Consider the following 19,045-nt stretch of genomic DNA (forward strand, 5'->3'; position numbering starts at 1 on the left):
GAACTTGACTAAAATGTGGCAGAATTATGAAACAGGCAGCATCGTGAAACAACCAGCCTCCAGCGCGACCGGTTGGCTGATCCAGTCGTCATCTGCCGTCGTACCATTCCAGACAGTTTGAAAGAGCAAAAAGTTCCCGCATGAGTGATATTGCGCCCATCATCGTCTGGTTCCGCCAGGACCTGAGGCTTGCCGACAACCCGGCCCTCCTGAAGGCTGTCGATCAGAACGCGCCTGTCGTGCCGCTGTTCATCCTGGAGGATGCCGATGCCGGCGCGCGCGCACCTGGAGGGGCCAGCCGCTGGTGGCTTCATTCCGCCCTGGCTGCCCTGACCCACGATCTGCGCGCCCGCGGTAGCAAACTGATCCTGCGCCGCGGACCCGCCCAACAGGTCCTGTCCGAAATCATTCAGGCCAGCGGAGCAAGAGCGGTTCACTGGAACCGCTGCTATGAGCCCTGGCGCATTTCGCGTGACGCAGAGATCAAACAGCAGCTTCGGGACCAGGGCATCGAAGTGAACAGCTTCAATGCCGCCCTGCTCTTCGAGCCCTGGAGCGTCACCACCGGCAGCGGCACGCCCTTCAAGATCTATACGCCCTTCTGGAAAGCGGTACGTGACCGGCCAATTGCCCGGCCCGAACCAGCACCAGAGCGGATTTCGCCGGTAAACGGCCTGGTCTCGGAGTCTCTCGAGGACTGGAGGCTGCGCCCCGCCCAGCCGGACTGGGCCGGCGGCCTGCGCGAGACCTGGCAACCAGGCGAAGCCGGTGCCCAGGCACGGCTCGCGAATTTCCTGGACCGTGAACTGGCCGACTACGGCACCTACAGGGACTATCCGGCCCGGGCGGGCACCTCGCGCCTGTCGCCTTATCTGCATTGGGGCGAGATCGGCCCGCGCCAGGTCTGGCATGCCGCACAGCACCGCATGGAACAGGAGAATCTTGGCACAGCCGGCTGGAAGTTCCTCAGCGAAGTGGGCTGGCGCGAGTTCTGTCACCACCTGCTCTACCACTGGCCCGACTTGCCCGAACAGAATTGGCGCCGCGCCTTCGATGCCTTCCCCTGGTCCACCTCCCAGGAACACCTGAAGGCCTGGCAGGCCGGACAGACCGGCTATCCCATCGTGGATGCCGGCATGCGGGAACTCTGGCACACGGGCTGGATGCACAACCGCCTGCGCATGATCGTCGGCTCGTTCCTGGTGAAGGACCTGCGCCTGCACTGGAAGGAAGGAGAGGCCTGGTTCTGGGATACGCTGGTGGATGCCGATCTGGCGAACAATGCCGCCGGCTGGCAGTGGATCGCCGGCAGCGGCGCGGATGCCGCCCCCTTCTTCCGCATCTTCAATCCCGTCACCCAGTCAGAAAAATTCGATCCAAACGGCGATTATCTGCGTAGATGGTTACCAGAGATCGCGGCACTGCCCGATCCCTACATACACAGGCCTTGGCATGCATCCGAAGAGGTGCGCCGGCAGGCCGGCGTGGTCTTCGGGGGGAACTACCCCCGCCCCCTGGTGGACCACGCCCAAGCCCGCCGGGCGGCCCTGGAGGCCTTCCAGCAGATCAAGAAGGATCAATGATGCGCATAGCCATTGTAGGCGCCGGGATAACGGGACTGTCCACAGCCTGGCTGCTGTCTCGCCAGCACGAGGTCACGTTGTTCGAGGCGGAAGACCGTCTGGGCGGACACAGCAACACCGTTTCCTTCCAGGAGGATGGCCGCAGCATCGACGTGGACACCGGCTTCATCGTCTACAACGAACAAAACTATCCCAATCTGGTGGCCCTGTTCGACCATCTTGAGGTTCCCACCGAATCAAGCGACATGTCCTTTGCCGTGTCGGCCGACGGCGGGCGCTTCGAATATGCCGGCAGCCTGCCCGGGCTGGTCGCGCAAAGGCGCAACCTGCTGCGCCCGCGCCTCTGGCGCATGACGCGCGAGATCCTGCGCTTCTACCGCGAGGCCGAAAAGTTCCTGGAAGAACCGGATCCGGCGCTTACCATCACCGGCTATCTGGACCGCGAGGGCTACAGCCAGGCCTTTCGACAGGATCATCTGCTGCCCATGGCAGCCGCCATCTGGTCCTCATCCTTCGACGAAATCCAGGACTTTCCGGCAGTCAGCTTTCTGCAGTTCTTCCGCAACCACGGCCTGTTGAAACTCAAGGACCGGCCCCAGTGGCGCACCGTAAGCGGTGGCAGCCGCAGCTACGTGGAACGCATGGCCGCAGCCATAAGCGGCCAAGTGCGCACAGGCACAGTAGTCCAGGGTCTGGAACGCACCAACCGCGAGCTGCGCCTGACCCTCACCAACGGAGAACAGGCCTGCTTTGATCAGGTCGTGCTGGCCTGCCATGCCGATCAGGCACGTCGCATCCTGGGCCACCAGGCCAGTCCCCTGGAAGGCGTGTTGCTCAATGCCTTCCGCTACGAGAAGAATCGCGCTGTCCTGCACCAGGATACCCGCCTGATGCCCCGTAACCGCAGGGCCTGGGCCAGCTGGAACTATATTTCCAGTGGTGAAACAGACTGGGACAAGGCCGTCAGCGTCACTTACTGGATGAATCGCCTGCAGAACCTGCAAAGCCGCCAGCCGGTCCTGGTCTCGCTCAACCCTGCCACAGAGCCGGACCCCCGGCTGGTGATCGGTGAATACAACTACAGCCACCCCCTGTTCGATGCCGCCGCCATCACCGCCCAGCAGGACCTGTCCTCCATCCAGGGACGCGACCGTGTCTGGTTCTGCGGCAGTTACTGCGGATATGGCTTTCACGAGGACGGCCTCCAGGCCGGATTGGCCGTGGCCGCCGGGCTTGGCTGCCCGGCCCCCTGGGCCCAGCAGGTGGCCGCCCACTCACCCGCGCTTGAGCATGCCTCGCCCGAGCCCTATCCCATGGCCGCGGAGTAGGCCCCATCATGTCGTTTGCTTCCGCGCTTTATTTCGGACAGGTGATGCACAAGCGGCTCAGGCCCTTTGGCCACCGCTTCGTCTATCGCATCTTCCAACTCTGGGTGGACCTGGACGAGCTGCCGCGACTTGACCGCCGGCTGCGGCTCTTCTCGCACAACCGCTTCAACCTCTTCAGCTTCCACGACCGCGATCACGGTCCGCGAGACGGCGGCGCGCTGCGTCCCTGGATCGAGGCCCGCCTTGCCAATGCGGGAATCGACCTTGAAGGCGGTGCGGTACGCCTGCTCTGTTTCCCGCGCATCCTGGGCTATGTCTTCAATCCGCTGACCCTCTGGTTCTGCCATCATCGTGACGGAAGCCTGCGCGCCGTACTCTACGAGGTGCGCAACACCTTCGGCGACAAGCACGGCTACCTGATTCCCGTAGAGCGTTCACCGGCGCCAGGCGAAGCCCTGCAACAGTCTTGCGACAAGGCCTTCCACGTCTCGCCCTTCATTCCCATGCAGGCCCGTTATCGGTTCCGCCTGCCTCTGCCCGACGCGCGGCTGTCCATCGTGATCCGCCAGTCGGTGCCTGAGGGCGAACAGCTGATCGCCGCCCAGAGCGCCCGGCGGCAGGTCCTCTCGGACCGCAAGCTGCTGCAAGCCTTTTTCACCTATCCCCTGCTGACCCTGAAGGTCATCGGCGCCATTCACTGGCAGGCCCTGCGCCTCTGGATGAAGGGTGCGGCCTTCCACCACCGGCCTCAACCGCCGGCAGATCCGGTCAGCCTGATTCCACAGACCCCCGATGGGAGAACTTCGAATGAGTGACGGTTTCGGCAGAACGCAAACAGCCTGGCTGCAGAAGCCGCGTCCCGTTCCCGCGCTTTATCGCCCGCTTGTCCTGCTGGGTGAACGCCTGCGTTATGGGCAGCTGACGCTGACGCTTCCCGATGGTAGCCGCCACCACTTCCACGGCGAAAGCCGCGGACCGCATGCCGAGTTGCTGGTGCACAATGCCCGTTTTCTCAGGCGCTTCCTGGCCGGTGGCTCGAACGGCTTTGCCGAGGCCTACATGGCCGGGGACTGTGACACGCCCGACCTGCCGGCCTTCCTCTACCTGGCGGCACTGAACAGTGAGCACTGGGCCGAGAAGCTGCGCGGCAACCTGTTCTATCGCGCCCTCCAGCGTACGCTCCACCGACTTCGGCCCAACAGCCAAAGCGGCTCGAAGCGCAACATTGCCTATCACTACGACCTGGGCAACGACTTCTACGCCGCCTGGCTGGACAACAGCATGACCTACTCGGCCGCCCTGTTCGAAGGTCCGGGCCAGTCCTTGGCCGAAGCGCAGGTCGCCAAGTACCGACGCATGGCCGAATATGCCGGGATCCAGCCGGGTGACAATGTGCTTGAGATCGGCTGTGGCTGGGGCGGCTTCGCCGAGTATATCGCCCGCAGCTACAATGCCCGGGTCACCGCCATCACCATTTCCGACGAGCAGTACGCCTACGCCCGCGCACGCATCCGGCAGGCCGGCCTGGACCATCTGGTCGAAATCCGCCACCAGGATTACCGCGATGTGAACGAGCGTTTCGACCGCATCGTCTCCATCGAAATGTTCGAGGCCGTGGGCGAGCAGTACTGGCCGCTGTTCTTCGAGCGCCTGCGCGCCTGCCTGAAACCCAAGGGGCGGGCCGCCCTGCAGGTCATCACCATCTCAAACCGCCAGTTCGAGCGCTATCGCCGCGGGGCCGACTTCATCCAGCGCTACATCTTTCCGGGCGGCATGCTGCCTTCGCCCGAGGTGCTGCAGACTCACATCCGCCAGGGCGGTCTTGTCTGCACTTCGGACCGTGGCTTCGGCCAGGACTATGCCCGCACCCTGGCCATCTGGCGCGCACGCTTCGAGGCCGCCTGGCCACGCCTCGATCATGCCAGTTTCGACGAGCGCTTCCGCCGTATGTGGAACTACTACCTCTCCTATTGCGAGGCGGGTTTCCGCACCGGACGGATCGACGTGCGCCATGTCTCCCTGGCCCATAGCTGACCAAATACATGTCCAGCTCTCACGGGAACAGGCGACTGTCCGCCAGGGTGCTGGCGGCCTATGGCCTGCCGGGCCTGCCGCTTGCGGCCCTTCAGTTTCCACTCTTCATCCATCTGCCGGCCTATTACGCTCAGGATCTGGGACTGGGCCTGACGGCTGTGGGCGCGGTCCTGCTGATCGCACGGCTGTGGGACGTGGTGACCGACCCGCTGATCGGCCTGCTGTCCGATCGCACACCCGGCCGCTTCGGGCGGCGCAAGCCCTGGCTGCTGCTGGGTACGCCGTTGCTGCTGCTGGCCGCCTGGCAGCTGCTGGTGCCGGATCCCGCTGTGGGCTGGGGGCATTTGCTGGTCTGGACACTGGCGATCTATCTGGCCGGCACGCTGATCACCCTGCCCTATCAGGCCTGGGGGGCAGAACTGTCACCGGACTACAACGAACGCAGCCGCATCTCCTCGGCACGCGAGGTCTTCGTGGTGGTCGGCACTCTGCTGGCCGCCGGATTGCCGGCCCTGTTCGGCAGCACGGCGGAAGAAAGCCTGAAGCTGATCGCGCTCGGGCTGTTCGTTACCCTGCCGCTGGCCATCCTGGCCTGCCTGGTCTTTGTGCCCGACGCCGCTGTCCGTTGGCGGTCCGCTTTGACCTGGCGCCAGGGCCTGCAGGCCCTGCGCGACAACGCACCCTTCCGGCGCCTGATTGCAGCCTACCTGCTGAACGGCATTGCCAACGGCCTGCCGGCCACGCTGTTCGTGCTCTTCGTGACCCGCTACCTGCAACTGCCCCAGGATCCCTGGGTTGGGATCCTGCTGTTCACCTATTTTTTCTGCGGCATCGCCGCCGTGCCCGCCTGGCTGTGGCTGTCCTATCGCTTCGGCAAGCACCGCGTCTGGGCCGGGGCCATGATCTGGGCCTGCCTGGTCTTCGCCAGCGTGCCGCTGCTGGGACCGGGCGACGTCTGGTGGTTCTTCGCCATCTGCGTGCTGACCGGCGTCAGTCTGGGCGCCGACCTGGTGCTGCCCGCCTCCATGCAGGCGGACGTTGTGGACCAGGACACGCTGCAGACCGGCGAGCGGCGGGCCGGCCTCTACTTCGCGCTCTGGGGTATGGTGACCAAGCTGGCTCTGGCATTGGCCGTGGGCCTGGCCTTTCCGCTGCTCGACCTGGCCGGGTTCCGGGACCAGGCCGCCAGTCAGGATGCCCTGGCCCGCTTCGCCTTGGCCGGGCTCTACGCCCTGGTGCCCATCGCCTTCAAGATACCAGCCATCGCCCTCATTGCCCGCTTCCAGATCACCGCCGCGGAACAACTGCGCCTCCGCAGACTGATCGAGCGGCAGGCACAGACAAGCTAGGACCGCCTCATGACCCCCAGGTTTTTCCGCCTCGGACACCTTCTGAAAGCCTTCGCCGGCCTTCTGGCCATCACCTTCCTCTTGACGGGATGCAACAGCATGAAACCGGAAGACTTTGAGAACAAGGAGCCACGCCTGGTGCTCGAGGAGTACTTCCTTGGCGAAACCCGCGCCTGGGGCATCTTCGAGGACCGCTTCGGCAACCTGCGCCGGGAGTTCGTGGTGGACGTGGAGGGCAGTTGGGACGGCGAGACCCTGGTCCTGGACGAACGCTTCCGCTACGCCGATGGCGAGACCGACCGGCGCGTCTGGCGTCTGGAGAAGATCGACGATCACCGCTGGGAAGGCACCGCCGACGACGTACAGGGCATCGGCGTCGCCGAGGTTTACGGCAATGCGCTCAACCTGCGCTACACCCTGGCGCTGGAGATCGGCGGGCGGACCTGGAACGTCAACTTCGATGACTGGATGTACCTGATGGACGACGACGTCATCATCAATCGCGCCCGGGTCAGCAAGCTGGGCATCGAGTTGGGCCAGGCCACCATCTTCTTCAAGAAACCGGACGGCGGGGCGGCAAACGACGACACTCAGCGCTCCGCCGCCGAGTAGGTTCTGCTCAGCGCTTTTTGTCCAGGACACTGGCCTTGTTGCCGAGCATCACCTGGAAGGCATCCCGCTGCTTCAGTGTGTCTACCCATCTCTCAAGATTGGGGACAGGTTTGCGCTCTCCCGGGAACTCCAGACAACGTTTCAGGATCGGGCCAAGCGCCATGTCGGCCAGCGTCAGCCGGTTGAGCGCGAAGTAATTCTTGCCTTCCATATGGGCCTCGGCAAGGACCAGCAGGCCGTCGATCTGGCTGACAGCCGAGGCGAATGCAGCGCTGTTGCGCTCTTGCTCCGGTTTCTTGCTTTCCTGGAAAGCCGCCATGTAATGCGGATTGACGGAGGCCAGCAGCCAGTCCATCCAGCGTTCCACCTCTGCCGCCTGGGCGGGCGAACTGCCGTTCAACTCCGGATTATGGGTCGCTGCCAGATAGCGAAGGATGGTGTTGGATTCCCAGATGACGGTCTTGCCATCGATCAGGGTCGGCACCTTCGCATTGGGATTCAGCGCAAGATACTCCGGGGTCTGGAGCTTGCCGAACTCACCGCCATAATCCTCGCGTTCGTATTCGATACCCAGTTCCTCCAACAGGAATATGACCTTCTGGACGTTCCCTGAGGTCTGGCGGCCGAGAAGTCTGATCATCCGTTCATCTCCTTATGGTCAGCGACGAGCCTGGCTCGAGGCATTCAACGGACAGCCATGATCCCCTCCTGCCCCCTGTGGGGCAAGAGACGGAAGGCAGTGAACCAGGACTATCTGCTCTGACCCTCAAATCCTACAGGAAGCCGTTGAGCGCATCGATAATGGCCTCGGGCGCGTCCTCCTGCATCAGGTGGCCACAGTCGGGTATGGCGATGAAGCGAGCTTGGGGCATCAAGGCGGCCAGCTCGCGGCCGCGCTCGACGGGCACCCACTGGTCCTCCTCGCCCCAGAGGATCTGGACCGGGCAGTCGATCTCGCCATAGCGGTCCTGGACCGCGTCGGTATAGGCCAGGTCCATCTGGGCGATCTGGCGATAGAAGGCCGCCTGGCCGACCGGCCCCAGCCATGGGGCGATATAGCCCTCCAGCGTCTCGTCCGCCACCGCGCGATGCATGGCCGAGCGGATATAGGGCGGCAGGATGGCCTGGTGCATATAGGCCGGCATGCCGGCGAAGGCGGCCTCGTGGTCTTTCACGTGCTGCACCAGCGGTGAGCCCCAGGGTCGTACCGCCACGGGATCGATGAGCGTCAGCGAGCGATAACGGCAGCCGTCCAGCAGCCAGGCCCGCAGAGCCGTCGCGCCGCCGAAGTCGTGTGCCACCACATGGGGCCGGTCCACGCCCCAGTGGTCCAGCAGCGCGGCAAGCACCCGGTTCTGCCTGCCCAACGAGACGTCCTGGCCGGCCTCCATGGACGAGTGGCCATAGCCCGGCATGTCGTGGAAATACACCCGATGGCGCTGCGCCAGCAGGGGCGCGATGCGATGCCATTCGTAGGAGGAGAAGGGCGTGCCGTGCAGCAGCACCAGCGGCGGCGCTCCCTCGTCTCCCAGAATGCCGTAGCGAACCTCCTGACCGTCGAACGTGAAGGTCAGAGGCAGATCCCATCTGTCCATAATTCCGCTCCCAATCAATTTTCTAACTGTTAATTTATATTATATAGGTTATAATTCATCTGCAACCTATTTCTCAAGAGGCACGGTTTTTTACGGGAATAACAACAGCATGGCGGAGAGTTTCGAACCCTGGAGAGCGGACAGCCTGGTCGGCGGTCACCCCTGCCTGGATCTGGTGAACACGCGCGGCGGTCCCACCAAGAAACGCGAGTTGGATCGCCTGGCTGAGTATGATGTCGCCTTAGCCTGGGCCCAGGCGACAGGTCTGATCACGGCCGGAGAAGCCACGGAACTGGCAAGGAGTTCCGAGACGCAACAGCGCACCGCACTCACGCGTCTGCGGCGCTTTCGCGACAGCCTCTATACAATACTGACCGGCATGGTCGAACAGCGCGTGCCCGAGCCCGCCCCCTGGAAGGCCGTGCAGGACACACTGCGCAAGGCCCACGGCAAGGCGATCCTCTGGCCCGACGGTCAACGCCTGCAATGGCTGGTGCCGATCAAGGGCGCCGGCCCCGACACCCCCTGCCTGCGCGCGGCACTCGCCGCCCAGGACCTGCTCACCGGCGAAGAGGTCACCCGCATCCGCAGCTGCGAGCGCTGCTCCTGGCTCTACATCGACCGCTCACGCGGCAAACCCCGCCGCTGGTGCTCCATGGCCATCTGCGGGAACCGGGCGAAGGCGGAGCGGCATTACCGGCGGAGGAAGGGAATTTAATCAGCACACTACTAAAATACTGTTTTTATGGTATATTCGACAATTAAGGTAAATCGTTAAGAGTAGATTCAATATGCAATTAAATAGCTTGAATCACTTTAAATCCGTTACTTCGAACAAGTTTTTTATCACTCCGGCTGATCAAAATTACATTCTTGCGAGGTGGATGCTATGCAATGGATTTTACCCAGAGTATTTCTGGCAAGCATCACAAGCAATTGAGAAGTATTTAAAAGCGTCATTAATACTTAATAATTATTCTGTTAAGAAAATTGGTCATAATTTATCAAATCTGTACAGCGCTCATTGTAGCGTCACAGGGGAGCTAGCGTTTAAATTATTTGAAAAGCCAAAAATGCTTAACCAAGATAAATGGAGAAATGAAGATGTATCGCATTTTATTTCGAACGTTATGTCTATGGGGGACCCTAACACGCGATATGGTTTACTGAACTGGTGGAGGAATCCTGATGATCTATTTAAGCTTGATCAAATATGTTGGAATTTGCGTCGACTCACCATTGGCCTAGATTGGTTTATTGGAGAAGATTTCCAAATTTCACAAGATATTGAGCACAAATATGGCTCAACTTATCGCTATGTTTTGATCGAAGATCCTACATTTTTACCCCGAGGGGAAATTAATGATCTGGATAAAGAAGTCTTCCACTTTGGAGATACACGGGCTGATATTCTGCATTCTTGGAATTTCGAGTTTGATAGAGAAGTCAGCGATAGAACTAAACAGGCACCCCCCACACTTGCACCTTTAATTGGCCCGATTCAAAACAGCTATCTGGGTCTCTACTGGGAGAAACTCATAGAAGTAGATAATTCTGGAAACTTAAAAAAATTAGACCCCATTTTCCGTGAAGGAATGGAATGGCTAATTCAATTTATTCCCCTAGGCCCAGCACAAAAATATATTCGGGAAAAACTGGATATAGCTCGATAAAAATAACTGGTCCGTTTTGGGTAGACTTACTAGCACCACAATCACCCCCGCTCGTCCTTCGAGGAGTCCAGCACGACGTAGCTGGTCATCGAGGTAACCTGCGGCAGGGCGCCCAGGACTTCGGTGTGGAAGCGCTTGTAGGCCTTGATGTCGGCCACCTCGATGCGCAGCAGGTATTCCACAGTGCCGGTGATGTTGTGGCACTCCACCACCTCGGGCGCATGAGCGACGGCGCGTTCAAAGGCCTCCTGGCTGGCCTTGGAGTGCGCCGACAGGCCGACGGCGATATAGGCGAGGAAGCCGGCGCCGACCTGGGAGCGGTCGATGACGGCGCGATAGCCCTGGATCACCCCGGCCCGCTCCAGCTCCTGGACGCGGCGGAGGCAGGCCGAGGACGACAGGCCGACCCGTTCGGCCAGCCGCACGTTGGGCTGGCGCGCGTCGCGCCTCAACTCCTGCAATATTCGCTCGTCAATCTCGTCTATATTCGTCATTCATTGCAAACTTTCTCTCTTTCTTCGTGAAAAAGCAACCATATGCAATGAGCCTCCCACTATTCTTGCGGGCATGACTGACCTGACCGTGCTCCTGCCCTATATCGTCTTTTGCATCGTGATGACCGGCACCCCCGGCCCCAACAACGCGATGGCACTGGCTGCGGGCGTCAAGGTGGGGTTCTGGCGCTCCATGCCCCTGGTCGTCGGCATCGCGGTGGGCGTTGCCGTGCAACTCGTCATGATCGGCCTGGGGCTGGGCGCCGCCTTCGAGGCCTTTCCGCTGCTCCACGACCTACTGCGCGTGGCCGGCGCGGCCTACCTGCTGTGGCTGGCCTGGAAGATCGCGCGCAGCGGGCCGCTGCGCAGCGACGGCGACGAACGCCCGCCGCTGGGCTTCCTGGGCAGTGCTGTGTTCCAGTGGATCAATCCCAAGGCCTGGGCGATCACCACCAGCGCCGTGGCGGCCTACGTGCCGGCCGCCGACTTCCGGCTGAACATCGTGATCGCCGCACTGGTGATGGTGCTGGTCTCGGTGCCCTGCGTCTCAGTCTGGGCGGCCGGCGGCATGGTCCTCAGACACTTCCTCTTCCAGCCGCTCTATGCCCGGGTCTTCAACGTCACGGTAGCTCTGCTGCTGGTCGCCACGACCGTCTCGATCCTGCTGGATGGGTGACGGGTCGCCTGACGAACTGTCCTCACCCCAGGGCCTGACTGGCGAGGCCATGCACCTGCAGGGCGCCCTCGCGGCCGTCAAGGGGATCGGGGCCGCGCTGCATGCGGGTGACCAGGCCCACGGCCGGCAAACCCTGGGCCTGCACCCAGTCGGCCAAAGGGCTCTCGGCCGGCACGTCGAAGCGCACATGACAGCCACCGGGCGCCTCTGACAGGCAAGCGGCGGCCAGCGCAACGGCGCCGGCGTCACTGTCGGCCACGACGGGTCCGACCTGGACGCCGCGTCCGAACGGCCGACTGACGGCATAGCCGCGCAATCCGTTCTCGCCGTGCAGGCCGTAAAAGCAGCCCATTCGGGAGATCCCGGACAGCAGGTCGCGCCGGTCCGCACCGGTGGCCCGGGCGTCGAGCTCCACGATATCCTCCAGGGCGGACGGCTCCAAAATGCGCACAGCGCAAATGTCCTCGGACCGGGCAAAGCCCTGCTGCGGCGCTTCGCCCTGGCATTGCCGCACCTGCCCCACGGGCTTGAAGTCGAAGGCGCGATAGAGTGATACAGCCTGGTCAGTGGCGTGTAACAAAATGGTCGGCGCGTGGATCCGTGCCATCAGACGCATGAACAGGGCCTTGCCCAGACCGCTGCCCCGATGCTGCGAATGCACCAGCACCATTCCCACCGTCGAGACGGCTTCGCCGAACGGCCAGGCCATGGCCGTGCCGATCAGCTGCCCGCCATCGAAGGCCGCCAGACCTTCTCCCAGCTGCAGCATGAAGCGCCAGTCCTCCTCGCGATGCGGCCAACCCTCGGCGGCAGACAGCAGACATGCCTGGGGCAGATCCGCGTCACGCAATTCGACAAACCGCACGGCACTTGCCTTTGCGTTCTTCGGCTCGTGAGCCATTCCCGTCTTCCCGACCTCGTTCATCGCTGGCCGTGCCTGTGTGCCAGAACGATCAGCAGAGCTGCAAACCATAGAAGTCCCCGCAGAAACCGAATCGCGGGCGCGATCAGCATCTCCTGTTGGCTCAATCAACGACCCTACAGCCTCTCCAGATACGGCAGGTCCTCGGCGCTGAAGGTTCGGCGAATGGCCTCCACGCGGGCGACGGCCCGTTCCTGGGAGACCTGGAGATGCCGCCTCAGCGACTCTGCCGCAGCGTTGATCTCGTTGCGCTCCAGATGGCCCACCACCTCGAGATGCTCGGGCAGGAATGGCTCGGCCGCGAACAGCCGCGGCGTCCAGCGATAAAGGAAGCGATGGGCGACCAGAAGCGACTGCGGTTGCGTGATTGCCTGCATCAGGGCCTGGTTCCCGCAGAGTGAGAGGAACTTGACGTGCAGGTCTTCCTCAAGCTGGTCGAGCACCGCGCCGTCCTGTTCGTTCCGCGCGGCCGCCTGTTCGAGGTTCCCTTTCATCGCCCCGATTATGGCCGCCGAGGCATTGGGCGCCGCCTTGGCCAAGGCCACCGGTTCCAGGATCGCCCGCAGTTCGTACAGTTCGGAAATGTGTTCGGGCGTCAGCGCCGGTGCCACCCAGCGCGAGCGTTCGTCCTTGCGCACTAGGCCGCGTTGCTGAAGGCGGGCCAGGACATCCCGGGCCACGGTGCGGCTGACGGCATAGTATTGCGCCAGCTTGGCCTCGTTAACCCGCCACCCGGCAAAGGAGATGCGCGCGATGATCTCGTCCTCGACCTCGCCATAAATCCTTTCCCAACTGGGCATGGATTGCAGGCGTGTGTCCTGCGGCGCAGGGGTGGCCTCGTCTCCAGGAGCGCTGTCTTCAGCAGAAAGGGGCAGCACGCGGTATCCGCGCCCCTTCTCCCGGCGCAAGAACCCCGTGTCTTCCAGCGTGGCCAGGGCCCGCCTTGCAGGCGCGCGGCTGATCCCGAAACGCTCGGCCACCGCAAGCTCGGTCAGGAAACTGTCGGCGACTATCGTGCCATCGCGCATCTGGGCGACCAGAAGTTCGGCGGCACGTTCGTACAGGCGTGGGGCCGTCCCCGAACGCGGGGCCTCCCCATGCAAGGCTGCACCTGCCGGAGTGTCTTCGCTGGTCATGCTGTCGTTCTCCGTTCGTCCCAGCCAATCTTGCCGACAGCACGGACGGCGTCAAATGCCGGAAGAAAGATAGCCTCCATCGACACGCAACGTCGCTCCGCTGACGAAGCCGGACGCATCCGAGGCCAGGTACACGGCGGCCCCGGCCAGTTCGTCCACTTCGCCCATGCGTTTCATGGCATTGCGCGAGCGTGCTTCGGCCTTGCGCGTCTCGCTCATGCGATCACGGTTCAACTCCGTCAGGAAGAATCCCGGTGCGATGGCGTTCACGCGCACGCCCTGCTCGCCCCACTCGGCGGCCAGGGTCTGGGTCACGCCGGCCACGCCCCATTTGCTGGCGGAATAGGCAACCGCGTTGGCCCAGCCGGTGTGAGACGCCAGCGAGGTGATGTTGATGATCCGGCCCGCACCGCGCTGGACCATATGCTTGCCAAAGGCGGTGCAGGCGAAGAAGACGCTCTTCAGGTTGGTGTCGAGAATCGTGTCGTATTCCTCTTCGCTCAGCTCCAGGGCCGGCTTGATCGCAGTCGTCCCCTGGCAGTTGACCAGGATGTCTACCGGGCCGTGATCGACCTCGATTTGGTCGGCCAGCGCCTTCAGGTCATCCGGTGCCCGCGCATCCACCGGATAGCTGTGGGCTGAGGCGCCCTCATGGCTCAACTCATTCACCGCGCGTTCAAGCTTTTCGCGGCTGCGGCCCGCCAGGATCACCCTGGCCCCGGAGGCCTGGAACGCTTGTGCGATGGCCAGGCCAATGGCACCGGCCCCACCGATAACCACGGCATTGCGGCCCGATAGAGAAAATGAATTGGGATCGAAGCGCATCGTCTGCCCCCTTTCAGGTTGATCTTACCCATTGCGTCGCCTGTCTACAAATGTATAGTGTACACAAAAAACATGTGGCAACAGGGAAACGTCATGACGGATCGTCTCAAGAACAAGTGCGCCTTCGTCACCGGTGCCGGCCAGGGCATCGGCCGGGCCATCGCCCTGGCCTTTGCCGAAGAGGGTGCCCAGGTCATTGCGGCAAGCCGCACACACGAAAAGATGGCTGACCTGCCCCAGATTTCACCGGCCATCACGCCGGTCGGGCTGGATGTCACGGACAGCCAGCAGATTGCAAAGGCCCTGGAGGACGCAGGGCCCGTCGACATTCTGGTCAACTGCGCCGGCTGGGTGCATGACGGCACGATCCTGGACTGTTCCGAGGAAGACTGGGCAAACAGCCTGGACCAGAATGCCACCTCTTGCTTTCGGGCCATTCGCGCCGCCCTACCGGCCATGATCGCGCGCGGCGGAGGCTCGATCATCAATGTTTCCTCGGTGGCCTCGTCGGTGACAGGTGTCGCGCGCCGCGCCGCCTATGGCGCCAGCAAGGCGGCGGTCATCGGCCTGACGAAGGCGGTGGCCCGCGACGTGATTCGTGACGGCGTGCGCGTGAACGCGCTCTGCCCCGGCACGACACACTCGCCCTCGCTGGAATCCCGGATATCCGCCACCGATGATCCGGAGGCGACACGGAAGGCCTTTACCGACCGGCAGCCCATGGGGCGGCTTGGCACGGTGGAGGAGATGGCGGCTGCAGCCCTCTATCTGGCCAGTGACGAGTCCGCCTTCACCACCGGCACCGTGATGGTCGTCGATGGAGGACAGACGCTGTGACGGGGATCGACGATACTCTGGGCGAGGTGGTTGGGCGCGTCTTGGCGGGAGACCTTGAGCGCTTCTGTCGCGATGTTCTGACTGCCGCCGGCGCCGACAAGGAAACGGTGGATGCAGCGGCCCGGGCCATGATGCATGGCACCCGGCTGGGGGTCGACAGCCACGGGGTGAGACTGCTCGACCATTACGTTACGGCCCTGACCGGCGGGCGCGTCAACGTCCGGCCGGACCTGCGCCTCACAAACGAAATGGGCGCAGTGGCGACACTGGACGCGGATAACGCACATGGAGCCTATGCCGCCTATAGCGGGATGGATCATGCAATACGCCTGGCCGGCACCAACGGGATCGGGGCCGTCGCCATCCGCAACAGCTCTCATTTCGGCCCGGCCGGCGCCTATGCCTTCGCCGCCGCGAAGGCGGGCATGATCGGGATTGCCATGTGCAACTCCGACAGTTTCGTGCGGCTGCACGACGGGGCCCAACCCTTTCACGGCACCAACCCCCTGGCCTGCGCCGTCCCGGCCAACGGTGGCTCACCCTGGCTGCTCGACATGGCCACCAGTGCCATCACCTACAATCGCATCCAGCTGTTCAAGAGCCTAGGCCAGGACCTGCCGCAGGGCACGGCCTCCGATGCCGAGGGCCAGGACACCCAGGACGCAGAGAACGCCAGCATGCTGGCTCCGCTCGGCGGCAGTTTCGGCTTCAAGGGCGCCGGCCTTGCGGGCCTGGTGGAGATCTTCAGCGCCGTCCTGACGGGCATGCAGCTCAGCTTCGACATTGCCCCCATGGCCGGTCCCGATTTTTCCACACCGCGCGGCCTCGGCGCCTTCGTCCTGGCGATCAAGCCGGACGCCTTCGTCGACCAGGCAACCTTCGAGGCGGGGATGGCCCGATATCTGGAGCAGCTGCGCGCCTCTCCCGCACGCAATGGGGCCCGGGTCATGGCACCCGGGGATCGCGAATGGCAGGAAGTCGACCGCCGGGCCAGGAACGGCGTTCCGCTCGACCCGGCAACGAAGGCGGCCTTCATGCGCCTATCCGAGAATTTCGGCATTGCGATGCCGCAAGAGGTGGCGGCGGAAGCCTGAACCACCCCGGTTCAACCGGCACTGTCGCCAGATAACAAGAAGAGAGGACAGAAAAGGAGGAAATGGAGATGAAAACGCTTTTCAAAGGTCTATCGACGCTCTGCGCCGCCGCGGCGGTCACCATGACGTTTTCGGCCGCCCAGGCACAGGACGAATACACCCTGCGCTTCAATCACGTACTGGGGCCAAGCGAGCCCTTCCACGAAGGGTTCCTGGACTGGGCCGAACGGGTCGAGGAACGCACAGACGGCGGCCTGACAATCGAGGTCTTCCATAGTGCTCAGTTGGGAGTGGAAGAGGATATCATCGAGCAGATCCGCCAAGGGGCAAACATCGGCCAGAACACCGATGCCGCGCGCCTTGGCAACTACGTACCGGGAATTGCCGTGGTCAACGGGCCCTACTTCCTGGACTCGATGGAACAGGCTTTCGCACTTGCCGACTCGCCCACCATGCAGGAGTGGCAGCAGGAGCTCGCTGACGAGCACGGTCTGAAGGTCGTCTGCTTCGACTGGGTGCAAGGTTTCCGGCACTTCTTTACCAACGAGCCGATCAAGACGCCTGAGGATCTCGACGGGCTGCGCGTCCGTACGCCCCCGGCACCGATCTGGCAGGAATCGATCCGGGCCCTGGGTGCGGAACCGACGGCCATGAACTTCACGGACATCTATCCCGGCCTGCAGCAGCGCGCCGTGGACGGGGCCGAGCTGGTCTATCCCAACATCACCGCGGCCGACCTGAACGAGGTTCTCAGCCATGCCAACGAAACGGGGCATATCCTGCTGGTGAACTTCCAGGTGGTCAGCTCCCAGTGGTTCAATGACCTGCCGGAGGACTACCAGACCGCCCTGGTCGAAGAATGCCGCACAGCCGGTCAGGAAACCTCAAAGGTGGTGAAGCAAGCCGTCGAGGAGGCCAAGGCCGAGGTCATCGATCGCGGCATGACCATTGTCGAGGATGTCGACATGGAAGCCTTCCGCGAAGCCGGCAACCAGGCCTATGAAGAGCTCGATCTGATCGAGGCCCGCGACAAGGTCCAGAGCGAGCTTTCAGACTGATCGCGCCTGGCAACAAGAACCTGAGTTCCGGCGAGGAGGACTGGCATGCGAACCATCTATGACTGGATGCTGCGCATCGAGGCGATCCTCGCCGGAACTTTCCTGCTCATCATGGTGGCCATGATCTTTCTGGGCGGTGTCGCCCGCATGCTTGGCCATCCGCTCAACTGGACAATCGACCTGGCCACCTGCTCCTTTGCCTGGGGCTGCTTCCTTTGTGCCGACATTGCCTGGCGGCGGGATACACTGATCTCGATCGATTTCCTGTCAAGCCGGCTGCCCCCGCGCCTGTCACGAGCGATACATTACCTGAACCATGTCGTCATCGCCGGTTTCCTGGTCTATGTGATCTTTGCTGGCGCCTGGCTGTCCTGGGTCAGTCGGGCGCGCAGCTTCCAGGGCATTCCCGGCGTCAGCTATTCCTGGGTGACCGCAAGCATCGTGGTGGGAGGGTTGCTGCTTCTGCTCACGACCCTGCTGAAGATTGCGCGTTCCCTGCGTGAGGACGAACTGCTGCCCGGCGACCAGCGACTGCGAGGGAGATAACAATGCTGATTGTCGCCGTCGCCTTTGTCGTCTTCCTGCTTCTGGGCATGCCCATCGTCTTTGCCATCGGCATTTCCGGTGCGCTCTATTTCATTCAGAACCCGGAACTGCCCTTTACCATTCCGGTGCAGGTCACGGTCTCGCAGACCCAGAATTTCGCTTTGCTTGCCATTCCGCTGTTCATCATGGCGGGCAACCTGATGAACCGGTCGGGAATCACCGACCGCCTGCTTGATCTGGCTTCGGTCATGACGGGACACCTCAAAGGCGGCCTGGCCCAGGTTTCGGTTGCGCTTTCCGCACTGATGGGAGGCGTTTCGGGATCGGCCATCGGCGATGCAGCCATGCAGGCGCGCATGCTCGGCAGCGGCATGGTGGAACGCGGCTTCAGCCGCGGCTTTGCCGGTGGCGTGCTGTCCTATGGCGCCGTCCTGACCCCGATCATCCCGCCCGGAATCGGCATGATCCTCTATGGCACGATCGGCCAGGTCTCGATCGGCCGGCTGTTCGCCGCCGGTTTCCTGCCGGCCTTCCTGTTGTGGCTGGCGCTGGGTCTCGCCATCCGGATTACGGCCGGCCGCCGCGGCTATCAGCCGGAACGGAAGAAAGCGGCCAGCGCGCCAGAGATCGGTCGTGCCGCCATCGCCAGCATCTGGGCGATCCTCTTTCCGGTCTTCCTCCTGCTGGGATTGCGCATGGGCGTATTCACGCCCTCGGAGATCGGTGCCTTTGCCGTCCTCTATGCGCTGTTCATCGGCATTCTGGTCTACCGGAAAATGAAGGCGAAGGATTTCCTCGAGGGGTTGGACGCAACACTCGCCGATGTCGGCTCCATCATGTTCCTGATCGCACTCTCGGCGATCTTCAGCTACGGCATCGTGATGGACCAGGTGCCCCTGGCGGTCTCGGGTGTGATCACCGGGCTGACGGAGAATCTCTACGGCGTCATGATCCTGGTAGCGCTTTCGGTGCTTGTTGTCGGCTTCTTTATCGACGCCACCGTGTTGATCATCATGCTCACTCCGATCTTCCTGCCGTTGATCGAGCAGCTTGGCGGCAACCCGGTGCATTTCGGGATCGTGTTCATCTTGGCTGCAACCATCGGCAATTTCACGCCACCTGTCGGAGCAGCAATGTATGCGGTCTGCTCCATCATGAAATGTCCCGTGGCAGAATACACCCGGGAGTCGATCCCGCTCTTCCTGGCGGTCTCGCTTGTCACGCTTCTCCTGATCTTCCTGCCCGGTGTCGTCCTGTTCCTGCCCAGGCTCATTTTTGGATAA

At 62.6% G+C, this 19,045-nt stretch carries 20 protein-coding genes; 14 read left to right on the plus strand and 6 right to left on the minus strand.

Annotated features, from left to right (window positions below):
- Nucleotides 1-140: 140 nt before the first annotated feature.
- Genes G502_RS0108085 through G502_RS19300 form a run of 6 tightly spaced genes read left to right on the plus strand, consistent with a single transcriptional unit; the run spans nucleotide 141 to nucleotide 6,906 of the window.
- Entirely contained in the window at nucleotides 141-1,583 is a 1,443-nt protein-coding gene (locus G502_RS0108085; RefSeq protein WP_022728159.1) for a cryptochrome/photolyase family protein, read from the plus strand.
- On the plus strand, nucleotides 1,580-2,911 hold the full coding sequence (locus G502_RS0108090; protein WP_022728160.1) for an NAD(P)/FAD-dependent oxidoreductase: 1,332 nt from the start codon (nucleotides 1,580-1,582) through the stop codon (nucleotides 2,909-2,911). Before G502_RS0108085 ends, G502_RS0108090 begins: the two co-directional genes overlap by 4 nt.
- Before the next feature lie 8 nt (nucleotides 2,912-2,919).
- A complete protein-coding gene (locus G502_RS0108095) occupies nucleotides 2,920-3,726 on the plus strand; it encodes a DUF1365 domain-containing protein (RefSeq protein WP_022728161.1) in 807 nt (268 codons plus the stop codon).
- Complete coding sequence (locus G502_RS0108100; protein WP_022728162.1) at nucleotides 3,719-4,945, plus strand: SAM-dependent methyltransferase; 1,227 nt, start codon at nucleotides 3,719-3,721, stop codon at nucleotides 4,943-4,945. Before G502_RS0108095 ends, G502_RS0108100 begins: the two co-directional genes overlap by 8 nt.
- Before the next feature lie 8 nt (nucleotides 4,946-4,953).
- Nucleotides 4,954-6,294 (plus strand): MFS transporter, encoded by a 1,341-nt coding sequence (locus tag G502_RS0108105; protein ID WP_051152112.1) that lies wholly within the window; start codon nucleotides 4,954-4,956, stop codon nucleotides 6,292-6,294.
- A gap of 9 nt (nucleotides 6,295-6,303) precedes the next feature.
- Entirely contained in the window at nucleotides 6,304-6,906 is a 603-nt protein-coding gene (locus tag G502_RS19300; protein ID WP_022728164.1) for a DUF3833 domain-containing protein, read from the plus strand.
- Nucleotides 6,907-6,913: 7 nt separating this feature from the next.
- On the opposite strand, the gene G502_RS0108115 is transcribed toward G502_RS19300, so the two are convergent.
- Both G502_RS0108115 and G502_RS0108120 read right to left on the minus strand, forming a co-directional pair.
- On the minus strand, nucleotides 6,914-7,546 hold the full coding sequence (locus G502_RS0108115) for a glutathione S-transferase family protein (RefSeq protein ID WP_022728165.1): 633 nt from the start codon (nucleotides 7,544-7,546) through the stop codon (nucleotides 6,914-6,916).
- 133 nt (nucleotides 7,547-7,679) lie between these two features.
- Nucleotides 7,680-8,501, minus strand: a complete 822-nt coding sequence (locus G502_RS0108120; protein ID WP_022728166.1) for an alpha/beta fold hydrolase — start codon at nucleotides 8,499-8,501, stop codon at nucleotides 7,680-7,682.
- Between the two features lie 109 nt (nucleotides 8,502-8,610).
- Here G502_RS0108120 and G502_RS0108125 point away from each other — a divergent pair, with 109 nt between their 5' ends.
- Together G502_RS0108125 and G502_RS21960 are read left to right on the plus strand one after the other, a co-directional pair.
- Entirely contained in the window at nucleotides 8,611-9,219 is a 609-nt protein-coding gene (locus G502_RS0108125) for a CGNR zinc finger domain-containing protein (protein ID WP_022728167.1), read from the plus strand.
- Between the two features lie 73 nt (nucleotides 9,220-9,292).
- Nucleotides 9,293-10,174 carry a HEPN domain-containing protein gene (locus G502_RS21960; protein ID WP_081649731.1) on the plus strand — a complete coding sequence of 294 codons (882 nt, stop codon included), beginning with the start codon at nucleotides 9,293-9,295 and terminating at the stop codon, nucleotides 10,172-10,174.
- Nucleotides 10,175-10,215: 41 nt separating this feature from the next.
- Here the strand turns inward: G502_RS21960 and G502_RS0108130 are convergent, their stop codons facing one another.
- On the minus strand, nucleotides 10,216-10,668 hold the full coding sequence (locus tag G502_RS0108130; RefSeq protein ID WP_022728168.1) for an Lrp/AsnC family transcriptional regulator: 453 nt from the start codon (nucleotides 10,666-10,668) through the stop codon (nucleotides 10,216-10,218).
- Between the two features lie 73 nt (nucleotides 10,669-10,741).
- Between G502_RS0108130 and G502_RS0108135 the strand changes: the two genes are divergently transcribed.
- Nucleotides 10,742-11,344, plus strand: a complete 603-nt coding sequence (locus G502_RS0108135; RefSeq protein ID WP_022728169.1) for a LysE family translocator — start codon at nucleotides 10,742-10,744, stop codon at nucleotides 11,342-11,344.
- A gap of 22 nt (nucleotides 11,345-11,366) precedes the next feature.
- Here the strand turns inward: G502_RS0108135 and G502_RS0108140 are convergent, their stop codons facing one another.
- From G502_RS0108140 to G502_RS0108150, 3 genes are all read right to left on the minus strand, one after another.
- Nucleotides 11,367-12,245: a GNAT family N-acetyltransferase gene (locus tag G502_RS0108140; protein WP_162140960.1), complete on the minus strand. Its 879-nt coding sequence runs from the start codon at nucleotides 12,243-12,245 to the stop codon at nucleotides 11,367-11,369.
- A gap of 137 nt (nucleotides 12,246-12,382) precedes the next feature.
- On the minus strand, nucleotides 12,383-13,402 hold the full coding sequence (locus G502_RS19305) for a GntR family transcriptional regulator (RefSeq protein WP_022728171.1): 1,020 nt from the start codon (nucleotides 13,400-13,402) through the stop codon (nucleotides 12,383-12,385).
- A gap of 51 nt (nucleotides 13,403-13,453) precedes the next feature.
- A complete protein-coding gene (locus G502_RS0108150; protein WP_022728172.1) occupies nucleotides 13,454-14,227 on the minus strand; it encodes an SDR family NAD(P)-dependent oxidoreductase in 774 nt (257 codons plus the stop codon).
- Nucleotides 14,228-14,320: 93 nt separating this feature from the next.
- Here G502_RS0108150 and G502_RS0108155 point away from each other — a divergent pair, with 93 nt between their 5' ends.
- The 5 genes from G502_RS0108155 to G502_RS0108175 all read left to right on the plus strand — a co-directional run bounded on the left by G502_RS0108155 (nucleotide 14,321) and on the right by G502_RS0108175 (nucleotide 19,045).
- Nucleotides 14,321-15,064, plus strand: a complete 744-nt coding sequence (locus G502_RS0108155) for an SDR family oxidoreductase (protein WP_022728173.1) — start codon at nucleotides 14,321-14,323, stop codon at nucleotides 15,062-15,064.
- A complete protein-coding gene (locus tag G502_RS0108160) occupies nucleotides 15,061-16,158 on the plus strand; it encodes an Ldh family oxidoreductase (protein ID WP_022728174.1) in 1,098 nt (365 codons plus the stop codon). The genes G502_RS0108155 and G502_RS0108160 overlap by 4 nt, the downstream gene beginning before the upstream one ends.
- A gap of 68 nt (nucleotides 16,159-16,226) precedes the next feature.
- Nucleotides 16,227-17,216: a C4-dicarboxylate TRAP transporter substrate-binding protein gene (locus G502_RS0108165; protein ID WP_026989229.1), complete on the plus strand. Its 990-nt coding sequence runs from the start codon at nucleotides 16,227-16,229 to the stop codon at nucleotides 17,214-17,216.
- 45 nt (nucleotides 17,217-17,261) lie between these two features.
- Nucleotides 17,262-17,762 carry a TRAP transporter small permease gene (locus tag G502_RS0108170; protein WP_022728176.1) on the plus strand — a complete coding sequence of 167 codons (501 nt, stop codon included), beginning with the start codon at nucleotides 17,262-17,264 and terminating at the stop codon, nucleotides 17,760-17,762.
- Between the two features lie 2 nt (nucleotides 17,763-17,764).
- Entirely contained in the window at nucleotides 17,765-19,045 is a 1,281-nt protein-coding gene (locus G502_RS0108175; protein WP_022728177.1) for a TRAP transporter large permease, read from the plus strand.

The organism is Fodinicurvata sediminis DSM 21159 (assembly GCF_000420625.1).
Classification (GTDB): domain Bacteria; phylum Pseudomonadota; class Alphaproteobacteria; order Kiloniellales; family DSM-21159; genus Fodinicurvata; species Fodinicurvata sediminis.